11 protein-coding genes are annotated in these 20,337 nt (G+C 71.0%); all 11 read left to right on the top strand.

The window, feature by feature from the left end:
• Window positions 1-137: 137 nt before the first annotated feature.
• The 11 genes from RIF65_RS02970 to RIF65_RS02920 all read left to right on the top strand — a co-directional run bounded on the left by RIF65_RS02970 (window position 138) and on the right by RIF65_RS02920 (window position 20,281).
• On the top strand, window positions 138-2,186 hold the full coding sequence (locus RIF65_RS02970) for an acyl-CoA dehydrogenase family protein (protein ID WP_309066664.1): 2,049 nt from the start codon (window positions 138-140) through the stop codon (window positions 2,184-2,186).
• A gap of 25 nt (window positions 2,187-2,211) precedes the next feature.
• Entirely contained in the window at window positions 2,212-2,787 is a 576-nt protein-coding gene (locus RIF65_RS02965) for a DNA-3-methyladenine glycosylase I (RefSeq protein ID WP_309066663.1), read from the top strand.
• Between the two features lie 127 nt (window positions 2,788-2,914).
• Entirely contained in the window at window positions 2,915-8,992 is a 6,078-nt protein-coding gene (locus RIF65_RS02960) for an Ig-like domain-containing protein (RefSeq protein ID WP_309066662.1), read from the top strand.
• 53 nt (window positions 8,993-9,045) lie between these two features.
• Window positions 9,046-10,017 (top strand): AAA family ATPase, encoded by a 972-nt coding sequence (locus RIF65_RS02955; protein ID WP_309066661.1) that lies wholly within the window; start codon window positions 9,046-9,048, stop codon window positions 10,015-10,017.
• Window positions 10,017-11,276 carry a DUF58 domain-containing protein gene (locus tag RIF65_RS02950; protein WP_309066660.1) on the top strand — a complete coding sequence of 420 codons (1,260 nt, stop codon included), beginning with the start codon at window positions 10,017-10,019 and terminating at the stop codon, window positions 11,274-11,276. Before RIF65_RS02955 ends, RIF65_RS02950 begins: the two co-directional genes overlap by 1 nt.
• Window positions 11,273-13,684, top strand: coding sequence for a transglutaminase-like domain-containing protein (locus RIF65_RS02945; RefSeq protein WP_309066659.1), 2,412 nt, complete (start codon window positions 11,273-11,275; stop codon window positions 13,682-13,684). The genes RIF65_RS02950 and RIF65_RS02945 overlap by 4 nt, the downstream gene beginning before the upstream one ends.
• Window positions 13,681-15,012: an RDD family protein gene (locus tag RIF65_RS02940; RefSeq protein WP_309066658.1), complete on the top strand. Its 1,332-nt coding sequence runs from the start codon at window positions 13,681-13,683 to the stop codon at window positions 15,010-15,012. The genes RIF65_RS02945 and RIF65_RS02940 overlap by 4 nt, the downstream gene beginning before the upstream one ends.
• A complete protein-coding gene (locus RIF65_RS02935) occupies window positions 15,009-15,821 on the top strand; it encodes a PP2C family protein-serine/threonine phosphatase (protein ID WP_309066657.1) in 813 nt (270 codons plus the stop codon). The genes RIF65_RS02940 and RIF65_RS02935 overlap by 4 nt, the downstream gene beginning before the upstream one ends.
• Window positions 15,818-17,188 carry an FHA domain-containing protein gene (locus RIF65_RS02930; protein ID WP_309066656.1) on the top strand — a complete coding sequence of 457 codons (1,371 nt, stop codon included), beginning with the start codon at window positions 15,818-15,820 and terminating at the stop codon, window positions 17,186-17,188. The genes RIF65_RS02935 and RIF65_RS02930 overlap by 4 nt, the downstream gene beginning before the upstream one ends.
• Window positions 17,185-18,804, top strand: a complete 1,620-nt coding sequence (locus RIF65_RS02925) for a serine/threonine-protein kinase (protein WP_309066655.1) — start codon at window positions 17,185-17,187, stop codon at window positions 18,802-18,804. The genes RIF65_RS02930 and RIF65_RS02925 overlap by 4 nt, the downstream gene beginning before the upstream one ends.
• A gap of 55 nt (window positions 18,805-18,859) precedes the next feature.
• The gene (locus RIF65_RS02920) at window positions 18,860-20,281 is read left to right on the top strand and encodes an RDD family protein (RefSeq protein WP_309066654.1); all 1,422 of its coding nucleotides are present in this window, start codon (window positions 18,860-18,862) and stop codon (window positions 20,279-20,281) included.
• The last annotated feature ends 56 nt before the right edge of the window (window positions 20,282-20,337 follow it).

Here is a 20,337-nt window from a genome sequence, read left to right as displayed (position 1 = left end):
GCGGCACTGTCGTGAGGTGACAACGGACGGCCGTCTCGCCCATCGCCCCCGTTGGGGGAACCCCACAGGCGGCTTCGCTATGAGTTGTGGCAGACCTACCATGTAGGTGTCCCCGACACCGTCCGAGAGGAACGCCCATGGTCGACGCCGCCGTCCGCCCCGCATCCGCCCACGAGCACGAGGCGCACCGCCTCGACGTCGAACGGGTGAACCAGTTGCTGCTGGGCACGTGGGCCGACACCCGCCGTCAGGCCCGCGAGATGATCAAGGATCCCGCATTCTGGCGCGACGACAGCCTCGGCAAGGACGAGCACCGCGAGCGCGTGCTCAGCCAGCTGCACCTGCTGGTGCAGAACCGCGCCGTGCATCGGGCGTTCCCGAAGGAGTTCGGCGGCGAGGCGAACAACGGCGCCAACATCGCCGGGTTCGAGGAGCTCGTCGTCGCCGATCCCAGCCTGCAGATCAAGTCGGGCGTGCAGTGGGGACTGTTCGGCTCGGCGGTGCTGCAGCTCGGCACCGAGGAGCACCACCGCCGGTGGCTGCCCGGCATCATGGACCTCACCATCCCCGGCGCTTTCGCCATGACCGAGATCGGACACGGCTCCGACGTCGCCGCCATCGGCACCACCGCGACGTACGACCCGCAGACCGAGGAGTTCGTCATCCACACGCCGTTCCGCGGCGCCACCAAGGAGTACCTCGGCAACGCCGCCCTGCACGGCGTCGCCGCCACGGTGTTCGCGCAGCTGATCACCGACGGCGTGAACCACGGCGTGCACTGCTTCTACGTGCCGCTGCGCGGAGAGGACGGCGACGACCTGCCCGGGATCGGCCGGGAGGACGACGGGCTCAAAGGCGGGCTGAACGGCATCGACAACGGTCGCCTCAGCTTCGACCACGTGCGGGTGCCGCGCACCAACCTGCTGAACCGGTACGGCGACGTCGCCCCCGACGGCACGTACTCCAGCGCGATCGACAGCCCGGGGCGCCGCTTCTTCACCATGCTCGGCACGCTGGTGCAGGGCCGCGTCTCCCTCGACGGCGCCGCATCCTGGGCATCCGCTCTCGGTCTGCACATCGCGATCACCTACGCCACACAGCGCCGACAGTTCGACGGCGCCGACGGGCAGGAGACGGTGCTGCTCGACTACGGCAAGCACCAGCGCCGGCTGCTGCCGCGACTCGCCACCACCTACGCGCAGCTGTTCGCGCACGACGAGTTCCTGCAGAAGTTCGACGGGGTGTTCTCCGGGGCGACCGACACCCCCGACGACCGGGAAGACCTCGAGACGCTCGCCGCGGCGCTCAAGCCGCTGTCCACCTGGCATGCGCTGGACACCCTGCAGGAGTGCCGGGAGGCGTGCGGCGGCGCCGGCTTCATGTTCGAGAACCGCTTCGTCGGGCTCCGCGCCGACCTCGACATCTACGTCACGTTCGAGGGCGACAACAACGTGCTGCTGCAGCTCGTCGGCAAGCGGCTTCTCGCCGACTTCGCCAAGCAGTTCCAGGGCAAGGACGCCGCCGCCCTCGCCAAGTTCGCCGTCGGGCAGACCGCGGGAAAGGTGTTCCACGGGGCGGGGCTGCGGGCGCTCGGCCAGACGTTCGTCGACCTCGGATCGACCGCGCGGGCGGTGGAGAACGGCCTGCGCGAGGAGCAGCAGCACGAGCTGCTCACCGACCGTGTGCAGCAGATGATCGCCGACATCGCCGGCCGGATGCGCCCCGCCGGCAAGGACAGGGTGCTCGGCGAGAAGCTGTTCAACGAGAACCAGGCCGAGCTCATCGAAGCGGCGCGCGCGCACGCCGAGCTGCTGCAGTGGGAGGCGTTCACCGACGCAGTCCGCCGGATCGAGGACGCCGGCACCCGCACAGTGCTGACCTGGCTGCGCGACCTGTTCGGGCTGCACGTGATCGAGAAGCACCTGGCCTGGTACCTCATCAACGGCCGGCTGTCCGCGCAGCGCGCGCTCGCCGTTTCGCGCTACATCGACCGGCTCTGCGCGCGGCTGCGCCCGCACGCCCTCGACCTGGTCGAGGCGTTCGGCTACGAGCCGGAGCACGTCCGGGCGCCGATCGCCAGCGGGATCGAGCAGCAGCGGCAGGACGAGGCCCGCGCGCACTACGCCGCGCTCAAGGCGTCCGGCCAGGCACCGGTTCCGGAGAAGAAGCTCAAGCACCGGCGTTGACCCCGGCACTGGGTAGCGTGGGGGAATGGACTCCGTCATCGCCAGCCCCGACGGCCTGGCACGCTGCCGCTGGGTGGGTGAGGATCCCGAGTACCTCCGCTACCACGACGAGGAGTGGGGCGTGCCGCTGCACGGCGACCGTGCGCTGTTCGAGAAGATGGCGCTGGAGGGCTTCCAGGCCGGGCTGAGCTGGATCACCATCCTGCGCAAGCGCCCGCGGTTCCGTGAGGTGTTCGCGGGGTTCGAGCCGGAGCTCGTCGCCGAGTTCGGCCCCGACGACGTCGACCGGCTGATGACGGATGCCGGGATCATCCGCAACCGCGCCAAGATCGAGGCGACCATCTCCAACGCCACGCTGGTGCGGGACATGGCGGACGGCGAGCTCGACGAGCTGATGTGGTCGTTCGCGCCTCCGGCATCCGACCGCCCCCGGCCGCAGACCATGGCGGAGATCCCCGCCGTGACGGAGGAGTCGACGGCCCTCAGCAAGGCACTGCGCCGGCGCGGCTTCCGGTTCGTCGGACCGACCACGATGTACGCGCTGATGCAGTCGACGGGAATGGTCGACGACCACGTCGAAGGGTGCTGGCGCACCGCGTGAGCTGGGCACGGGTGGGAACTTCTCCCCATCCGTGCTCGGCCGCGTCCCCGGTTAGGATGTTCCGGTGCCTCGCGGCCCCGATCCGGGGCGCCGCGAACGGGAAAGCACCACAGGGGGAACGTCCGAGATGAGAGCGCTGTCGTGGGTGCGTGCGCGTCCGAAGACGTTGGCATCCGCCGCAGGTGTCGCCATCGGCGCTCTGACCGTCACCACCATGGCGGTCGCCTATGACGGCTTCCCCACCACCAAGGTCGACCTGCACGACGCCGGCGTATGGCTCACCAAGACCTCGACGCTGCTGGTCGGACACTTCAACAACGAGTCGACGGTGATCGACGGCGGCCTGCGCACCGCGAGCGACGATTACGACATCCTGCAGGACGAGGGCACGGTGCTCCTGGTCGACGACGGCAGTGACACGGTCACGTCCGTCGACCCCGCCCGCGTGGCCCTCACCGACAGTGCACCGATCCCCGCCCGCGCGAAGGTCGCTCTCGGCCGGCTGACCACCGCCGTCCTGGATGACAAGACGGGTGAGCTGTGGGTCACGTCGGCGAAGGGACTCGCCGGCTTCGACACGAAGAAGGCCGACCCGGTCGCCGAGCTCGGGGACGGCGCGGATGTCGCCGTCGGGCGCGACGGCACCGTCTACGCCCTGTCGGGCGAGCGGGCAGAGGTCGTCACGATCCCCACCGACGCCGAGGGCCTTCCGCTCGAGTCCGAGTCGTCCGAACTCGCGGACATCGAGCTCTCGGCGGAAGCCGCCATCACCGTGGTGGGCGACACGCCGGTCGTCCTGGACGCCGCCGCCGGCGTCGTCACGACCCCCGGCGGCTTCCGCACGCAGGTCGACGGTCTCGAGGACGCGGTGCTGCAGCAGACGTCGGCGGAGTCGGATGCCGTCGTCCTCGCCACCCCGACCGCCCTGATCCGCGTGCCGATCGACGGCGGGGACCCGATCGTCACCGAGGTGTCCGGCCAGGGGAACCCCGCCCAGCCCGTGCAGCTGCGCGGCTGCACCTACGGAGCGTGGGCGGTGTCCGCGCAGTTCGTCCGCGATTGCAGCGGCGAGTCGCTCGATCTGAGGAACGACATCCCGGGCGCTGAGGAGAGCGCGGCGGTGACGTTCCGAGTGAACCGGGACATCATCGTCCTGAACGACATCATCGGCGGCCAGGCCTGGCTGCCCACCAAGAGCCTGCAGCGCGTGGACGACTGGAGCGTGCTCGTTCCGCCGGAGGGCGAGACCGAGGACGAGGAGGAGACCACCGAGGAGACGGTGGAGACCTCGCTTCCGGAGCGCACCGAGGACAACACGCCGCCCACCGCCGAGGACGACGACCTCGGCGTCCGGCCCGGCGGCAGCACCCTGCTGCCAGTGCTCGACAACGACAACGACCCCGACGGGGACGTCCTGGCGGCATCGCTCGTCGGAGACCAGCCCTCCATCGGGGATGTGCAGCCCATCTTCAACGGCGCCGCGCTGCAGATCAGCGTCCCCGAGGACGCCGAGGGCTCGGCGACCTTCGAATACCAGGTCGACGACGGGCGCACGGGCAAGGACACAGCATTCGTCACCGCCACCGTCTACGACTGGAAGACGAACACCGCTCCCCGCCCGAAGCGCACCACGAAGCTGTCGGTCGAGAGCGGCGGCACGGTGTCGTACAACGTGCTGCCCGACTGGATCGACCCCGAGGGTGACGACGTCTACCTGAAGTCGGTCGTCGCCGCCCCGGGTGACGAGGTGGAGTTCACCACCGACGGCCAGCTCACGTACAAGGCGGTGGCCAGCCTGCAGGGGCGCAAGACCGTCGAGATCACCGTGGCTGACGCGCTCGGCGAGGTCACCAACGGCAAGATCCTGCTCGACGTCAAGCCGAGCGGCACCAGCAACCCGCTCACCAACGCCGACCACGTGGTCACGCGCGTGGGCGAGACGGTCACCGTCGCGCCGCTCACGAACGACACCAGCTCCGGTCAGGAGCAGCTCCGTCTCGCACGCGTCGAGGAGACGGCGGGCGCCACGATCGTTCCCGACTACCCGAACAAGCAGTTCACGTTCAAGTCCGCCACCGCCGGCACCTACTACGTGCAGTACCTCGCCACCGCCGGGCCCAAGCCCGCGAAGGGGCTCGTCCGCGTCGACGTGCTGGACGGCAGGCAGAGCGAACTGCCACCCGTCGCCGTGCGCGACGTGGCGCTGCTGCCCAAGGGCAGCGAGGCGCTGGTGGGCGTGCTGGGCAACGACACCGACCCCTCCGGGGGCGTGCTCGTCGTGCAGTCGGTGACCGTTCCGCCGCAGAGCGGCATCGCCGTGTCCGTGCTCAACCACGAGACACTGCGGATCAGCGACGAAGGCGCGCTCGACGAGCAGGTGCGCATCTCGTACCGCATCTCGAACGGCTCGAAGTCGGCCGAGGGCGATGTCATCGTCATCCCGATCCCCGCACCGTCGAAACTGCTGCCCCCGGTCGCCAACGACGACGAGGTGGTCGTGCGCGCCGGTGACGTCGTGACGATCCCGGTCCTCGACAACGACGTGCACCCCAGCGGCGACACGATGCACGTCGCGCCGGAACTGGTGGAGGCGCCGGAGGCGGACGCGGGCGAGGCGTTCGTCTCGCAGGACGCCGTGCGCTTCCGTGCCGGCCAGAAGGCGCAGACCGTCCACCTCACGTACGAGGCCACCGACTCCATGGGCCAGAAGGACGGCGGTCTCGTGACCGTGCAGATCCTCCCGCTCAACGATGCGAAGAACGCGGCGCCACGCCCGCGCGACCTGACCGCCCGAGCGCTGGCGGGCTCGACCACCAACATCCCCGTCCCCCTCGATGGATTGGACGCCGACGGCGACTCGGTCGAGCTGCTGGGGATCGACCAGGCGCCCTCCAAGGGACGCATCGCGGACATCGGCCCGAACTTCCTCACCTACGAGGCGTTCAAGGGCTCGGCCGGCGTGGACACCTTCACCTACCGGGTGCGCGACCGGCTCGGTCAGGAGGGCACCGCGACGATCCGGGTGGGCGTGGCACCGCCGGAAGCGATGAACCAGGCGCCTTACGCGGTTCGGGATGCCGTGATCGTGCGACCAGGCCGGTCGGTCGCCGTGCCCGTGCTGGTCAACGACTCCGACCCCGAGGGCGACCGCATCGGCATCGTCGGGAACGGACTCACCCTCTCCGACGAGCAGGGGCTGGACGCGGAGGTGTCCGGTGACCGCGTGATCGTCGAGGTGCCCGACCGCGAGCTGGAGACGTCGCTGCAGTACACGATCCGCGACGCCAAGGGCGCCGAGGCCACCGCACCGATCTCGGTGACCGTGGACAAGGATGTCCCGCTGATGACCCCCGTCGCGCGTGACGACAGGGTCCAGGTGTCGGACGTGAAGGACGGCCTGAGCGTCGACCTCGACATCCTGCGCAACGACGAGGATCCGGACGGCACTGTCGAAGGCCTCACGATCGACGTCGAATCAGGCGCGCGTCTCCTCGGCGACGGCAGGGCCCGCGTGACGGTGGCCGAGGAGCGCCAGTTGATCCGGTACACCGTGACCGACCAGGACGAGCAGACCTCGTCGGCGTTCATCTTCGTGCCGGCGATCAGCGAACTGCGCCCCACCCTGTCCTCCACCAAGCCGCTCGAGGTGAAGAGCGGCGAGACCAAGGAGATTTCGCTCGCCGATTACGTCACGGTCGCGGGTGGCGGGGACGTGCGTCTCACGGAGGCGGCGAAGGTGAGCGCCGTCCACGCGAACGGCGACTCGCTGATCAAGGACACCACGACGCTCGTCTACACGTCGAAGGATCGCTACTTCGGAGACGATGCGCTCACCTTCGAGGTCACCGACGGCGACGGACCCGACGACCCGCAGGGCCGGAAGGCCACGCTCACGATCCCGATCACCGTGCTTCCGCCGGACAATCAGCAGCCGGAGTTCGTGAACGGGCAGATGCAGGTCGCGCCCGGCGAGCAGGCGACGCCGCTCGACCTGGCGGCGCTCACCACCGATCCCGACCCTGCGGATGCCGGAAAGCTGCGCTTCTCGATCACCGACCAGCCAGGCGAAGGGGTCTCGGCCCGAATCGACGGTTCCAGGCTGCTCGCGGAGGCGGCATCGAGCACGCCCAAGGGCACGACGGTCAGCGTGGGCATCGAGGTCACCGACGGCACGACGGACCCCGTCCCGGGCACGGTGGAGATCGCCGTCACGGCATCCACCCGCGAGCTTCCGGTGGCGAGCCCAGACACGATCGACGAGGCGGACCAGGGCGAGACCATCCGCGTGCCGGTGCTGCAGAACGACATCAACCCGTTCGCGGCGGACGGTGAGCCGCTGAAGCTGCTGACCGCGCAGGTCGAGAGCGGCGAGGGCAGCGCGAAGGTGTCCGGCGACGAGGTGGAGATCACGCCGGGGTCGAAGTTCGTCGGCGTGATGGTCGTCCGCTACCGCATCCAGGACGCCACCAAGGATCCCGACCGCGAGGTCGACGGCCGTGTCACCGTGACGGTGCAGGGCGTTCCCGAGGCGCCAGGGAAGCCGACGGTGTCGACCGTCGAGGACCGCACGGTGGTGCTGTCCTGGTCGTCCCCGTCGAACAACGGAGCGGAGATCACGGAGTACACCGTCACGTCGGTCTCCGGCTCGCCCTACTCGAAGACGTGCACGTCGACCACCTGCACGCTGGACGGCCTGACCAACAACGTGACATACACGTTCCAGGTCACCGCTCACAACAGGGTCGGCGAGGGCCCCGCGTCGCCGCCGTCGGCGGAGGCGCGCCCCGACACCAGGCCGGACACCCCCACTCCGCCGAACCTCGAGTTCGGCGACAAGTCGCTGAAGGTGTCGTGGGCGACGCCCAGCTCCAGCGGGTCGCCGGTGGACTCGTACACGCTGGAGATCTCACCGATCCCGCCATCCGGCATCGGTCAGAAGACGAACGTGACCGGCAACTCCCTGGTGTGGGAGGGGCTGGAGAACGGCACCAGCTACACGGTCCGCGTGCGCGCGCACAACCAGGCGCCGGACCCCTCGGAGTGGAGCGCGCCGTCTCTCCCGGAGATCCCGGCCGGCCCACCCGGCACCGTGCCGGCGCCGACCGTGAGCAGCGCGCCCTCGGTGGGCAGTGAGGCGCAGATGACCGTCACCTGGCAGGACGCGCCGCAGAACGGTGACGCGATCCGCGCGTACCAGCTGGCGGTGTACCGCGGCGGTTCGCTGGTGAAGACGGTGCCTGTCTCCGGCAGCCAGACCTCGCAGACCGTGCCGGTGCCGACCGACTCGACGGACTACACCTACACGGTGCGGGCCGAGAACAAGGCCGGCTGGGGTCAGCCCTCCGCACACTCCGCGCCGCGGCGCGCGTTCGGAACCCCCGGCGCGCCCACGAACGTCCAGGCCAGGCCCGGCGACAACCGCATCCACGTGACGTTCGACCGCCCGGCGGGCAACGGCGCACGTCCCGAGGAGCTGCGCTACCAGTATCTGATCTACAACGGTCGCTGGAACAACTGGGACGGCTCCTCCGCCATCCCGGCGCGCAACGGGGACGGCACCACCGTCCAGGTGCGGGCGTACTCCGTCGTCGGCGGACAGCAGTCGGCCCCCGGACCGGCCGGTACATCGAACAACGTCGTGCCGTACGGTCCGCCGCACGCCCCGACCGGCAACGCGCAGAACCTCGGCACGTCGGTGCGGTTGAGCTGGAACGCGTCGAACTCGTACAACGGGCGGCCGATCACCGTGTACACCAACATCGACGGCAACGGCTGGGTGCAGCGCAGCGCGCTGTCCGGCTCCGTGGACAAGGGCAACGGGTACAACCAGACGCACACCATCCGGGTGCGCGTGGTGGCCTCCGAGGGAGGCTCCGCCGAATCGCCCACCTACTCTGCGACGACCGATCAGCCGCCGCAGCCGCGCGTGTGGGTCACCCAGGGCGACGCCGTCTCCGGCTGTGTGAACGGATGCCGCAAGTTCGTCGTGAACTGGGAGAACCTGAACATCGGCGGCGCGCGGGTGACCTGCCACTCGAGCGCATACGGCCAGATCGGCAGCTACGTGTACAACGTCGCCTTCGACGGACGCGGCTCCAAGCAGCTCGACTGCTGGCAGGGCCGGGACGGAGTGGACGTGTGGGTCGACATCCTCAACTGGGGCGACGGCGTCGACACCGAGAAGAGATTCTGGGCGAGGCCCTAGACGGGCCGCACGCGCTCCGCGACGAAACCGCTCCGAGACGGGAACGAAAGAACATGACAATGACCCCCGAACAGGCCGCCTGGTTCCAGGGCACCTTCCACCGCCTGGTGGAGAACGTCGACAGGGCGTTGCAAGGCAAGCGCGAGGTCGTCGGCCTCGTCATCGCCGCCATGCTGGCGGAGGGCCACGTGCTGCTCGAGGACGCCCCAGGAACCGGCAAGACGAGCCTCGCGAAGGCGCTGGCAGCGACGGTGCAGGGCACCAGCTCCCGCATCCAGTTCACGCCCGACCTGCTGCCCTCCGACGTCACCGGCGTCACGATCTACGACCAGCAGTCGCACCGCTTCGAGTTCCACAAGGGTCCCATCTTCGCCTCGATCGTGCTCGCCGATGAGATCAACCGTGCCTCGCCGAAGACGCAGTCCGCACTGCTCGAGGTGATGGAGGAGTCGCGTGTCACCGTCGACGGCGTCACCCACGAAGCCGGGCGACCCTTCCTCGTGATCGCCACGCAGAACCCCGTGGAGCAGGCCGGCACGTACAAGCTCCCCGAGGCGCAGCTCGACCGCTTCCTCATCAAGACGTCGATCGGCTACCCCGACATCGCGGTGACCGAGAGCATCCTCGCGGGCGCGTCGCAGCGCAACCCTTCCGCGGCGCTCTCCCCGATCATCACCACCAACGCCGTCGCCGACATGGCCGACCTGGCGGCCACCGCGCACGTGGAGCCCGCGGTGCTGCGCTACACGGCAGAACTCGCCGAGGCCACCCGCACGGACAGCGCCACCAGGCTCGGCGTCTCGGTGCGCGGTGCGATCGCCATGATCCGCATCGCCAAGGTGTGGGCGGCCGCGCACGGGCGCCACTACGTGCTGCCCGACGACATCAAGGCGCTCGCCCGGCCGGTCTGGCAGCACCGCCTGCTGCTCGACGCCGAGGCCGAGTTCGCCGGCACGAACGCCGACACGGTGATCAGCCGTGTGCTTGAGGCGGTCGCGGCACCCCAGGCGCGAACGGCGGCCTGATGTCCTCAGCGACGGTCGCCGCCGCCCCGCAGGGCGAGCGCGAAGCCGGGTGGCGCGACATCGTCGCAGTCATCGCCGGACGCGCGCTCGACCGGTTGCGGCGCATCGCCGCCGCGATCCGTCCGCTCGGCTGGACGCTGATGGCGCTGACCGTCGTGCTGTGGGTTCTCGGCACGGCCCTCGGATGGCAGGAACTGAGGATCGCGGCGCTCGTGCTCGCGATCGTGCTTCTGGTGTGCGCGGCGTTCCTCCTCGGCCGCACCGAATACGACGTATCCCTCGACCTGGCGCGCACGCGCGTCGTGGTGGGGGAGCGCGCCGTCGGCGCACTGACGCTGTCGAACAGCGGGTCGCGCGCCATCCTCCCGTCGCGGGTGGTGCTCCCGGTCGGGGCCGGCCGAGGGGAATTCTCGATCCAGCGGCTCGCGCCCGGCCAGCAGGCCGAGGAGCTGTTCGCGATCCCCACCCACCGCCGCGGAGTCGTGGAGGTCGGTCCGGTGAGCGTCGTGCGCGGCGATCCGCTGGGCGTCTTCGAACGCGCCCATCGCCGCGACGACCCGGTCGATCTCTACGTGCACCCGAAGACCATGCTGTTCGGAGGTCAGTCACTCGGCTTCCTCCGTGACCTGGAGGGGATGCCGGCGACCGACCTGTCGCGCGACGACGTGTCCTTCCACGCTCTCCTCGAGTATCAGCCCGGCGATGACCTGCGGCACGTGCACTGGCGGTCGACGGCGCGCACCGGCACCATGATGGTCCGCCAGTTCGAAGAGACCCGGCGTTCGCACTTCGTCATCGGGCTGTCCCGATCGAGCGGCGACTACCGCACGGAGGACGACTTCGAGCTCGGCATCTCCGTCGCGGGCTCCATCGGGCTGCGCGCGCTGCGCGACTCACAGCGGGTCGACGTCCGCGTGCAGGGCCGCGAGCTGGCATCCGCCACCGGCAAGCAGCTGCTCGACTCGCTCTCGGCGCTCGACCAGTCCAAGCCGCGCGAGGGCGGTGTCCCGGAACTGGCCGGCGTCGTCGCCGCGCACATGCCCCTCGCCAGCGTCGTCGTGCTGGTGTGCGGCTCCGCCGTCCCCACGGCCGACCTCCGTCTGGCGTGCTCCCGCCTCCCGTTCGGCGCGCGGGCGCTGGCCGTCGTCGTGCAGTCCGGTCTCGATCGACCGGCGCTGCGCAGGATCGGCGATGCCGACGTCGTCACGATCGGCGCACTCGAGCAACTCCCCCTCGCGCTGCAGAAGGTGCTCGCATGAGTGCGTCGATGCGGCCGTCATCGGCTCGCGCGGGCCGCTGGGTGCTCGATCTCGCCGCCGTCGCCGTGCTGCTGATCGTCGCCCTGCTGGGGTTCTGGCCCACCTTCGGAGGCCCCGCCTTCCTCCCGCCCGCGGCCGGTGGGCTGCTGCTGGGCCTCGCCGTGGCGACCGTGTGCGCGCTGCGGAACCGGGGGATCCTGACCGTCGCTGGGCTCACCGTCGTCGCGTACTTCCTGTTCGGCGGGGCGCTCGCGCTGCCGCACACGACGATCGCCGGAGTGCTGCCGTCGCTCGACACGACCGCCCGGCTCGCCACCGGAGTCGTGACCTCATGGAAGCAGCTGCTCACCACCGTCGCGCCGGTGTCGGCCGCCGACGGGCACGCGCTGGTGCCGTTCATCGTCGCGCTGGTCTCCGGGGTGACGTCCGCCTCCTTCGCACTGCGCCTCCGGTCGGCGGGATGGGCCCTGGCCACCATCCTCGGCGCGCTCATCCTCGTCATCGCGCTCGGTGTGCCGGTCCCGGCGTTCCCCCTCCTGCAGGGCGTCGTCCTGGCGGTCGCGGCCGTCGTCTGGATGTCGCTGCGCAGCTGGTGGTTCCCGCAGCGCACCGCCATCGCGGTGACCGAAGCAGACCCGGCGCGCGCCGCGCACATGCGCGTGCGGCGGCTGCTGGGCGGGGTCGCCGTCGTCGCGGTCGCCGCCGGCGCCGGAGTCGCCACCAGCGCCGTGTCCGCACCGAGCGAGCCGCGGCACGTGTTCCGTGACGCCATCATCCCGCCGTTCAACGTGCGCGACTATCCCAGCCCGCTGCAGTCGTTCCGCAAGACCGTCCGTGACCAGAAGGAGAAGACGCTGTTCACGGTGTCCGGTCTTCCGAAGGGCGCCCGCATCCGTCTGGCTGCGATGGACGACTGGGACGGCGTCGTCTACAACGTCACGGACGGTGGACCGGAGACCTCCAGCGCATTCACGCCGTTGCGCTCCGACATGGCTCCCGATGCGCAGGGCGTGCCCACCACGCTGCGCATCGAGATCGCCGACTACCGGGGTGTCTGGGTGCCCGGTATCCGCACCACCGACGACATCGCCTTCGACGGCACCCGCGCCGAAGAACTGCGCCGCAGCGCGTACCACAACACCGAGACCGGCACGACGGTCGTCACCGCCGGACTCGAGGAGGGCGACGCGTACACGGTCGAGGCCGTCCTTCCGGCCGAGGTCCCCGACGAACAGCTGAAGGATGCCGAGTTCGGCAACGTCAAGCTGCCGAAGCTCAGCAACGTGCCGGAGGACCTCGGCACCCTCGCCGCCGACGAGATCGCTGACGCGGAGACCCCGATCGAACAGGTGCGGGCTCTGGAGGCCTACTTCGCGGAGGGCGGCTTCTTCAGCCACGGCCTCGAAGGGGAGGTGCTCTCGCGCGCCGGCCACACCGCCGAGCGGATCGGCACTCTGCTCGGCGGCCAGCAGATGATCGGCGATGACGAGCAGTACGCGGTCGTCATGGCCCTCGCCGCCAACGAGATCGGCATCCCCGCACGCGTGGTCATGGGGTACTACCCCAAGAAGGAGCGCGAGGGTGAACCGGTCTTCGCCGCGACCGGCGACGATGTGCACGCCTGGGTCGAAGTGAACTTCGAGGGCTTCGGATGGCTGCCGTTCAATCCGACCCCGCCCGAGGACAAGGTCCCCAACGACCAGAACACGAAGCCGAAGGTCGACCCGAAGCCGCAGGTGCTGCAGCCCCCGCCTCCGCCGCAGGAGCCGGTCGATCTGCCGCCGACGGTCCCCGATGATCGCGAGCCGGAGGACGACTCGCTGAACATCCTCGGGATCATCGGCATGATCCTCGCCATCGCCGGCATCTCGCTGCTCGTTCTTCTCATCCTCAGCTCCCCGTTCATCGTGATCGGCGTGCTCAAGGCGGCGAAACGACGATCGCGACGCAGCGCTCCGCGACCCTCGGACCGTATCAGCGGTGGTTGGGACGAGCTCACCGATCGCGCGATCGACTACGGCGCGCGCATCGCTCCCGGAAGCACCCGCACCGAGGATGCCGCCCAGGTGTCCACGTCGCTCACGCTGCCCACTGTCACCGCACTGGCCGACCGTGCGGACGGACAGGTGTTCGGCCCTGGTGAGCCGACGGGCCAGGACGTCGACGCGTTCTGGCGCGAGGTCGACGCGCTCGTCGCAGGCCTCGGCAAGGACGCCGGGTTCTGGAAGCGCACCAAGGCCCGGCTGAGCGTCCGCTCGCTGGCGGGCGGCGGCCGCATCGCCGCCCGCGTGCAGGAGCTGCGGGATGCCGCCGGCGCGCGCGTGCGCGACGCCGCGGCGGCACGGCTGCGCCGCGAACCTGGCAACATCGACAGCAACACCACGCGATCCGAGAGCGAGGCCCCATGACGATGCTCCCCTTCGGAGAGGTCGCGCCCATCAGGCGGCGCGTGATCGCTTACGTCATCGACGCGCTCATCGCCGCGGCGGTGGCCTTCGTGGTCCCGAGCCTCGTGCTGGTGATCGTGGCGGTGAGCAGCGGCGATCCGCTCACGGCACTGCTGATCGCAGCCCCGCTCTACGGCGTGCTCGGACTGGCCTGGTTCGTGGTGTACACCGTCATGCAGGCCGGACGCGGCTCGATCGGCATGCGCGCTCAGGGCGTGCGGCTGGTCGGCCTGACGGACGGCCGACCGATCGGTGTCGGACGCGCGCTGCTGCGCAACGTGATCTGGGGTCTCGCCACGTCGATCGCGGTCGGCTATTTCACGCCGCTGTTCGACGGCTCCGGGCGGTACCAGGGCTGGCACGACAAGATTGCCGGTGCGGTCGTGCTGGACACCCGTGCCTCCGCGCCGCAGGCGCCCGCCGCGGGCGGGCATGCCCTGCCGCAGCCGGCCGCCGCGCCGTCGCTCGCCACGCCCGCCTTCGCCGGCACGGACCGCCCGTCGCTCCCGGGAACGGGCGCTCCGACGTTCGGGCAAGGGGTGTCGTTCGCCGACGTGCACGGGGATTCCTTCGCCCGGGTGCGCGCGCAGGTGCAGGGCAACCAGCCGGCCGCCGGCCCCGTCGCCGACCCGCAGCCGGTCGCGGCCCCGCAGGCGGACGGCGCGCCGCAGCCTGGCGTGGGGCAACCGCCTGCGGACCTGCCGGAGGAGACTGTGGTGGCTCCGCGCCAGCGCGGCACGCTCCCCGGGGACCCTTTGATCTCGTTCGTGCCGGGCGTGACCCAGCCGCCGCCCGAACGTCCGTTGCCCAGCGCTCCGGCCGCCCCGACCAGCGCTCCGACCGCCCCGCCCGCGGCGGCGACCCCGTCCATGAGTGGTCCGGCCGCGCCGCAGACGCCCGCCTCGGACGGCGCGGCGTCGGCCGTGGACGCCGAGGACATCGAGTCCACGCGCATCAGCATCCCCGGTCACCGGCTCGTCTTCACCTGGGACGACGGGCAGCGCGTGACGGTTTCGGGTCGCACACTCTTCGGTCGCAACCCGGAGGAGGAGCCCGGAGCAGTGGCCGTCGCGGTGCGCGACGAGACGCTGTCGCTGTCCAAGACCCATTTCGAGGCCGGTGCCGAGCCGAGCGGGGGCTGGGTGATGGACCGGCAGTCCACCAACGGCACCGTCATCCTCCGTGAGGGGGCGCGCATCGACTGCCCACCGGGGCAGCGGGTGCCCGTCCGCCTCGGCGACGCGCTCGAGATCGGCGATCGCATCGTGACGATCGGCGGATACGCATGACCTCCCCCGTGGTCGTCCAGTGCGCGGGGGCGACCCACACCGGTCTGCGCCGCTCACTGAACGAGGACGCCCACCTCGCGGCATCCCCGGTGTTCATCGTGGCGGACGGCATGGGCGGCCACGAGGCCGGCGAGCGCGCCAGCGCTGCCGTCGTGGGCGCCTTCGCACCGCTCGTCGGCCGCGAGTCGCTCGCCCTCGACGAGGTGCGACGCGCTCTCGCCGACGCCCGCAGCGCTGTCGACAGCCTCATCTCGGACGGCACGTCGCGTGCCGGGACGACGCTGAGCGGCGTCGTCGTGGCGTCGGTCGACGGCATCGGTTACTGGCTCGCGGTCAACATCGGCGACTCGCGGACCTACCGGTTCGCCGATGGCGAGCTGGAACAGATCAGTGTGGACCACTCGGTGATCCAGGAACTGATCGAGGACGGCCGGATCAGCGCGGAAGCAGCGATGACCGACCCGCGGCGCAACATCATCACCCGCGCGATCGGCGCGGGCAGCACCGCGGATGCCGACTACTGGCTGTTCCCCGCCGAACTGGGCGACCGCATGCTGGTGTGCTCCGACGGGCTCACGTCGGAGATCACCGAGCAGCGCATCGCCGACATCCTCGCCGGCGAGGCCGACCCGCAGAGAGCGGCCGAGCTGCTCACCGCCGAGGCCGTGCGCGCCGGCGGACGTGACAACGTCACGGTGGTCGTCGTCGACGCCGTGTCCGTAGTCACCCACCCCGGGACGATCGTGCATGCCGACGAGGTCGATGAGGACACGCGTCCCCGCGAAGCAGTGAATGGAGAGGTCCGATGAACCAGATCGTCTACAGGCCCGGCGCCTGGCAGGTCGTGGTGGACGACGGCGGCGTGATCGCGGTCCCCGCCGACGTCGCCCCTGAGCGCATCGTCCGACTCGCGCGGATGCTGGAAGGCGGCGCACCGGCGCTCACCGAGGTGATCGACGTGCTGTCCGGCGGGTCGATCACGACGCTCGGGTCGTTCGCCGTGGCGCTGTCCAGCGGTGACGGCGTGCGTTTCGCGGTGCGCGGCCCGGTCGGCGTGCGCCTCGCCGGGGCCGGTGATGAGTTCTCCGGGGCCGATGTCACCACCTGGAGCGAGCGGTTCGTCGTCGAGGCAGAGGGGTTCGAGCTGTCGCTCGGTGACGACGCGGGCTCGGCCGAGTACCCGATCAGGTCGGGGATCGTCCTCGCGGGCGCGGTACGAGCCGGAGCGGCTGCGGCGTCGGCGGACGAGTCGGTGCCCGAGGCGGAGCCGTCCGGCGGCGACGCCGCCGGGGCGCCGGGCGGCGGCCACCCCGAAGGCGGTGCCGAGGCCGAGGAGAACGCCGCGGCCGCGGAGGACGCTGCTGCCGTGACGGAGACTGACGATGCGGCGGATGCCGAGAATGCCGGCATCCCGTCCACCGCCGACGGCACCCGCTTCGCGGACGCGACGCCGTCGGCGGGGGAGAGTGCGGTCGCCGCTGCCGAGCCCGCAGACGCGCAGGACGCCGCGCAGTCCGCGCCAGCCGATGACGGGTCCGCGCCGGACGAGGCCGGGGCCGCGCCGGACGACGTGCAGCACACCCTGGTTCCCGACGACTTGACGTACGCGCCTGCGGCGGAGGAGACCGTGCACGTCACCCCGCCGCCGCCCACCGCGCCCCTGCTCTCCACACCCCCGGCGCCGCCTGCGGCTCCTGCGCCGCCGGCGCTCGGCAACCTGGGCGACCACGACGGGGCGACGATCTCGCTGGCGGAGGCGCGCCGACTGCGCGCGGGCACGTCGGCCCCCGACGCACCGACCGCTGTTCTGCCCACCGTCGACGCACCTGCCGCGACGAACGGTCGCGTGCGCCTGTCGACCGGGCAGGTCGTCGAGCTGGACCGTCCGGTGATCATCGGGCGTCGGCCGCGCTCGACGCGGGCGAGCGGCGACAGCATGCCGCACCTGGTCGCCGTCGAGAGCCCGCAGCAGGACATCTCGCGCAGCCACCTCGAGATCCGCCCCGAGGGGGACTCGGTCGTCGTCATCGATCTGCACACCACGAACGGCTCGACGCTCATCCGTCCCGGCACCGACCCCGTGCGTCTGCACCCTGGCGAGCACACGCTCGTGCTCGACGGCGACACCGTCGATCTGGGTGATGGGGTGACGCTCAGCTTCGAAGGCCTCACGTGAGCCGGGCGCCGTCGTCGCCGCCCGAGCTCCCCGGGTTCGTCTACCTGAAGCCGCTCGGCACGGGCGGCTTCGCCGACGTGTTCCTGTACGAGCAGGAGCTGCCCCGCCGCAAGGTCGCGGTGAAGGTGCTGCTCGCCGAGCGCATCACTTCCGGTGCCGCACAGGAGTTCACCGACGAGGCGAACGTGATGGCCATGTTGTCCACCCATCCGGCGATCGTTACGATCTACCAGGCCGGCGTGGCCGGCGACGGCCGGCCCTATCTGGTGATGGAGTACTGTCCGCGCCCGAACCTGCAGGTACGGGCCCGCCGGGAGCCGTTCAGCGTGGCGGAGGCGCTCCGCGTCGGCGTGCAGGTCGCGGGTGCCGTGGAGACCGCGCACCGGGCGGGTGTGCTGCACCGGGACATCAAGCCGGCCAACATCCTGGTGACCGAGTACAACCGTCCGGCCCTCACGGACTTCGGCATCGCGTCCACCACGGGTGCCGTGAGCGAGGCGGCCGGGATGTCGATCCCGTGGTCGCCGCCCGAATCGTTCGACGACCCGCCGCGCAGCGGTGCGCGCAGCGACGTGTACGCCCTCGGAGCGACGGTGTACACCCTGCTCGCCGGACGCTCACCGTTCGAACGACCGGGCGAGCGCAACACCAGCGCCGATCTGATCGAGCGGATCGAGCGGATGGCGCTGCCTCCGCTGAACCGTCCGGACTCGCCCGTGAGCCTGCAGTCGGTGCTCGCCCGCGCGATGGCGAAGAACCCCGAGGAGCGCTACCCGAGCGCGGTGGCGTTCGCGCGGGCGCTGCAGAAGGTGCAGATCGAGCTGGCGCACTCCGTCACGCCGATCGACATCGTCGACGAGCACCCGCAATCGGACGAGGCGGAAGACGACGGCGACGGTCTCACGCGCGTGCGCGAGGTCCGGTCGATCAGCCCCGATGCGCCGTCCGCCACCCGACCGTCCGCGGTGACCGAGCGCAAGCGCCCGGAACCGGCGCCCGGCGGTTTCCCGCGTTTCGAGAGCCCGTCGCCGGTGCACGACGCGGCCGAGCGGACGCCGCCGGCTGCTATGGCGCCCACTCCGCCGGCGGCCGAGGATGATCGCACCCTGCTGCGGCCGCCCACCATCGTCGCCCCTCAGCCGCCGACGCCCGTCGCGCAGCATGACCCGGTTCCGCCGCTGGACCCGGGTACCCGATCCCAGGGGATGCCCTGGTGGGGCTGGGCGGTCGCGGCACTCGGCGTGCTGCTGCTCGCCGGCGCGTTGTGGCTCAGCGGGCCCCTCACCGACCTGCTCGCGCAGCCACAGCCCGAGCCCTCGTCGTCCGAGCCCGATGCCCCTCAGGATCCGATTACCGGCATCGTCCCGTCGGTTACTGACCTCACGGGCACGCGCAGCGGCGATACGGTGAGCTTCTCCTGGACGAACCCGGATCCCCAGGACGGCGATTCGTTCATCTGGTACGAGGTGACGCTGGACGGTCCCGGTGCTCCGAACACGACGGAACAGACCACGGCGACGCTGCCGGGCCCGCACCCGCAGCGCACGTGCGTCGAGGTCATCCTCAAGCGGGCCGACGGACGGTCCGCTCAGGAGGTCAGGGAATGCGTCGAATGATCGCCCCGTCCGCCCGCCGGCAGTGGCGACGAGACGGTGAAGGGGCTGGGTACTCTTGAGCACAGTCGCGGACGGCAAGAGGCGCACGGGGGAGGCAACCGACGGCATGATCTGGGACGTCGAGGAACGTGAGCGGACGATCGAAGGGGTCGACGCCGCCGGACGGCCCGACCCGGCGTACGCTGCCGCACTCGGACTGCTGAACGCCCCGTTCGGGCGCAGGGCGCTTGCCCTCGCCTGCGATGGTGCGATCTGGACGCTGTTGCAGCTGCCGCTCTGGATCGGGGCGGTCCCATTGCTGCTCAAGCTCGCGACCGGATCGATCTCCGCCTACGGGTTCCTCAACCATCCCGATTTCACCCTCGCTGTGGTCATGGCCGGGATCACCGTGCTGCTTACGGTGGTGTTCGGCGTAGTGCAGCTGATCCTGCACGGGCGGAGGGGGACGACCGCCGGCAAGGCGCTCGCCGGCATCCGGAGCGTGAACGTGCGAACGCTCGAGCGTCCCGGAGTCGGCTCGGTGCTGCTCCGGTTCCTCTTCGTCTGGGCCGCGAACCTGGTCCCCGTACTGGGGCTGGCCGTGCTTCTGTCACCCACCTTCGACAGAGAGGAGCGCGGACGCGGCTGGCACGACAAGGCCACCGGCGTCTGGCTCGTGGACGTGCGCAACGGACTGAATCCGTACGACGAGAAGCGCATGCGTGTGGCGCGCAAGATGGTGAAGGCCGAGCCCGTGCCCGAGCGCGCGCCCCTGCCGTCCCTCGCCACACCGTCGGATCCGTTCGCTCAACCGGAATACCGGCCGGGGACCCGGATGAGCGCGGGAGTGCTCGGCGTCGCGCGCCCGCATGACCCGCACGCGCGTCCGGATTCGGTGCGGGCGCAACCGGTGCCGACATCCGCGCCGGAGCAGGTGCAGCCCGGCAAGCCGGTGCTCGGCGGCTACCGTGCCGCAGAGGAGGAGCGCTCCGACGGCGTCCCCGCTCCCGGCTCTGCTCCGGGCGCTGCCTCGTTGCGACCGGGGGCCGCTCAGCCCACGCCCGCCGCGCCCGTCCCGGCTTCCGCGCCGGCACCTGTCCCTTCCGCTCCGGCATCCGCCGCAGCTTCCGCTCCGGCATCCGCTGCGGTGCCTGCCGCGCCGGCACCCGCTCCGATGCGCTTTGCGCTGCGGTTGGACACCGGGGAGAGCATCACGATCGCAGAGCCGGTGCTCCTCGGACGCAACCCGGACGCCACCGGACACCCGGGCGCCCGCCCGGTCCCGCTCGCCGACGACACGCGCTCGCTGTCGAAGACGCACATGCTGGTGCGCCCGGTCGCGGGCGGTCTGGAGATCGTCGACTGCGGCTCCACCAACGGCTCGGGGCTGGTCAGGGGAGGCGTGGAATACGGCGTCGCCGCCGGCACGCCGGTCACCACCACTGATGGTGACATCATCCGCCTCGGAGACCGCGTGGCCGCGGTGGTGCGCGCATGACCCGCGCTCGGTGCACGATCACGGCCGGCGACCGGCCGCACAGGACTGAGGGAGAC

The sequence above is a fragment of the Microbacterium sp. genome (assembly GCF_031180975.1).
In the GTDB taxonomy this organism is placed as follows: Bacteria; Actinomycetota; Actinomycetes; order Actinomycetales; family Microbacteriaceae; genus Microbacterium.
The sequence above is the reverse complement of the archived record's forward strand: the minus strand, read 5'-3'. Positions and strand labels throughout refer to the sequence as shown.

Bases quoted from the DNA above. Each gene is read 5' to 3' on its own strand.
- RIF65_RS02970 (WP_309066664.1), top strand. From the start codon at position 138: ATGGTCGACGCCGCCGTCCGCCCCGCATCCGCCCACGAGCACGAGGCG.
- RIF65_RS02965 (WP_309066663.1), top strand. From the start codon at position 2,212: ATGGACTCCGTCATCGCCAGCCCCGACGGCCTGGCACGCTGCCGCTGG.
- RIF65_RS02960 (WP_309066662.1), top strand. From the start codon at position 2,915: ATGAGAGCGCTGTCGTGGGTGCGTGCGCGTCCGAAGACGTTGGCATCC.
- RIF65_RS02955 (WP_309066661.1), top strand. From the start codon at position 9,046: ATGACAATGACCCCCGAACAGGCCGCCTGGTTCCAGGGCACCTTCCAC.
- RIF65_RS02950 (WP_309066660.1), top strand. From the start codon at position 10,017: ATGTCCTCAGCGACGGTCGCCGCCGCCCCGCAGGGCGAGCGCGAAGCC.
- RIF65_RS02945 (WP_309066659.1), top strand. From the start codon at position 11,273: ATGAGTGCGTCGATGCGGCCGTCATCGGCTCGCGCGGGCCGCTGGGTG.
- RIF65_RS02940 (WP_309066658.1), top strand. From the start codon at position 13,681: ATGACGATGCTCCCCTTCGGAGAGGTCGCGCCCATCAGGCGGCGCGTG.
- RIF65_RS02935 (WP_309066657.1), top strand. From the start codon at position 15,009: ATGACCTCCCCCGTGGTCGTCCAGTGCGCGGGGGCGACCCACACCGGT.
- RIF65_RS02930 (WP_309066656.1), top strand. From the start codon at position 15,818: ATGAACCAGATCGTCTACAGGCCCGGCGCCTGGCAGGTCGTGGTGGAC.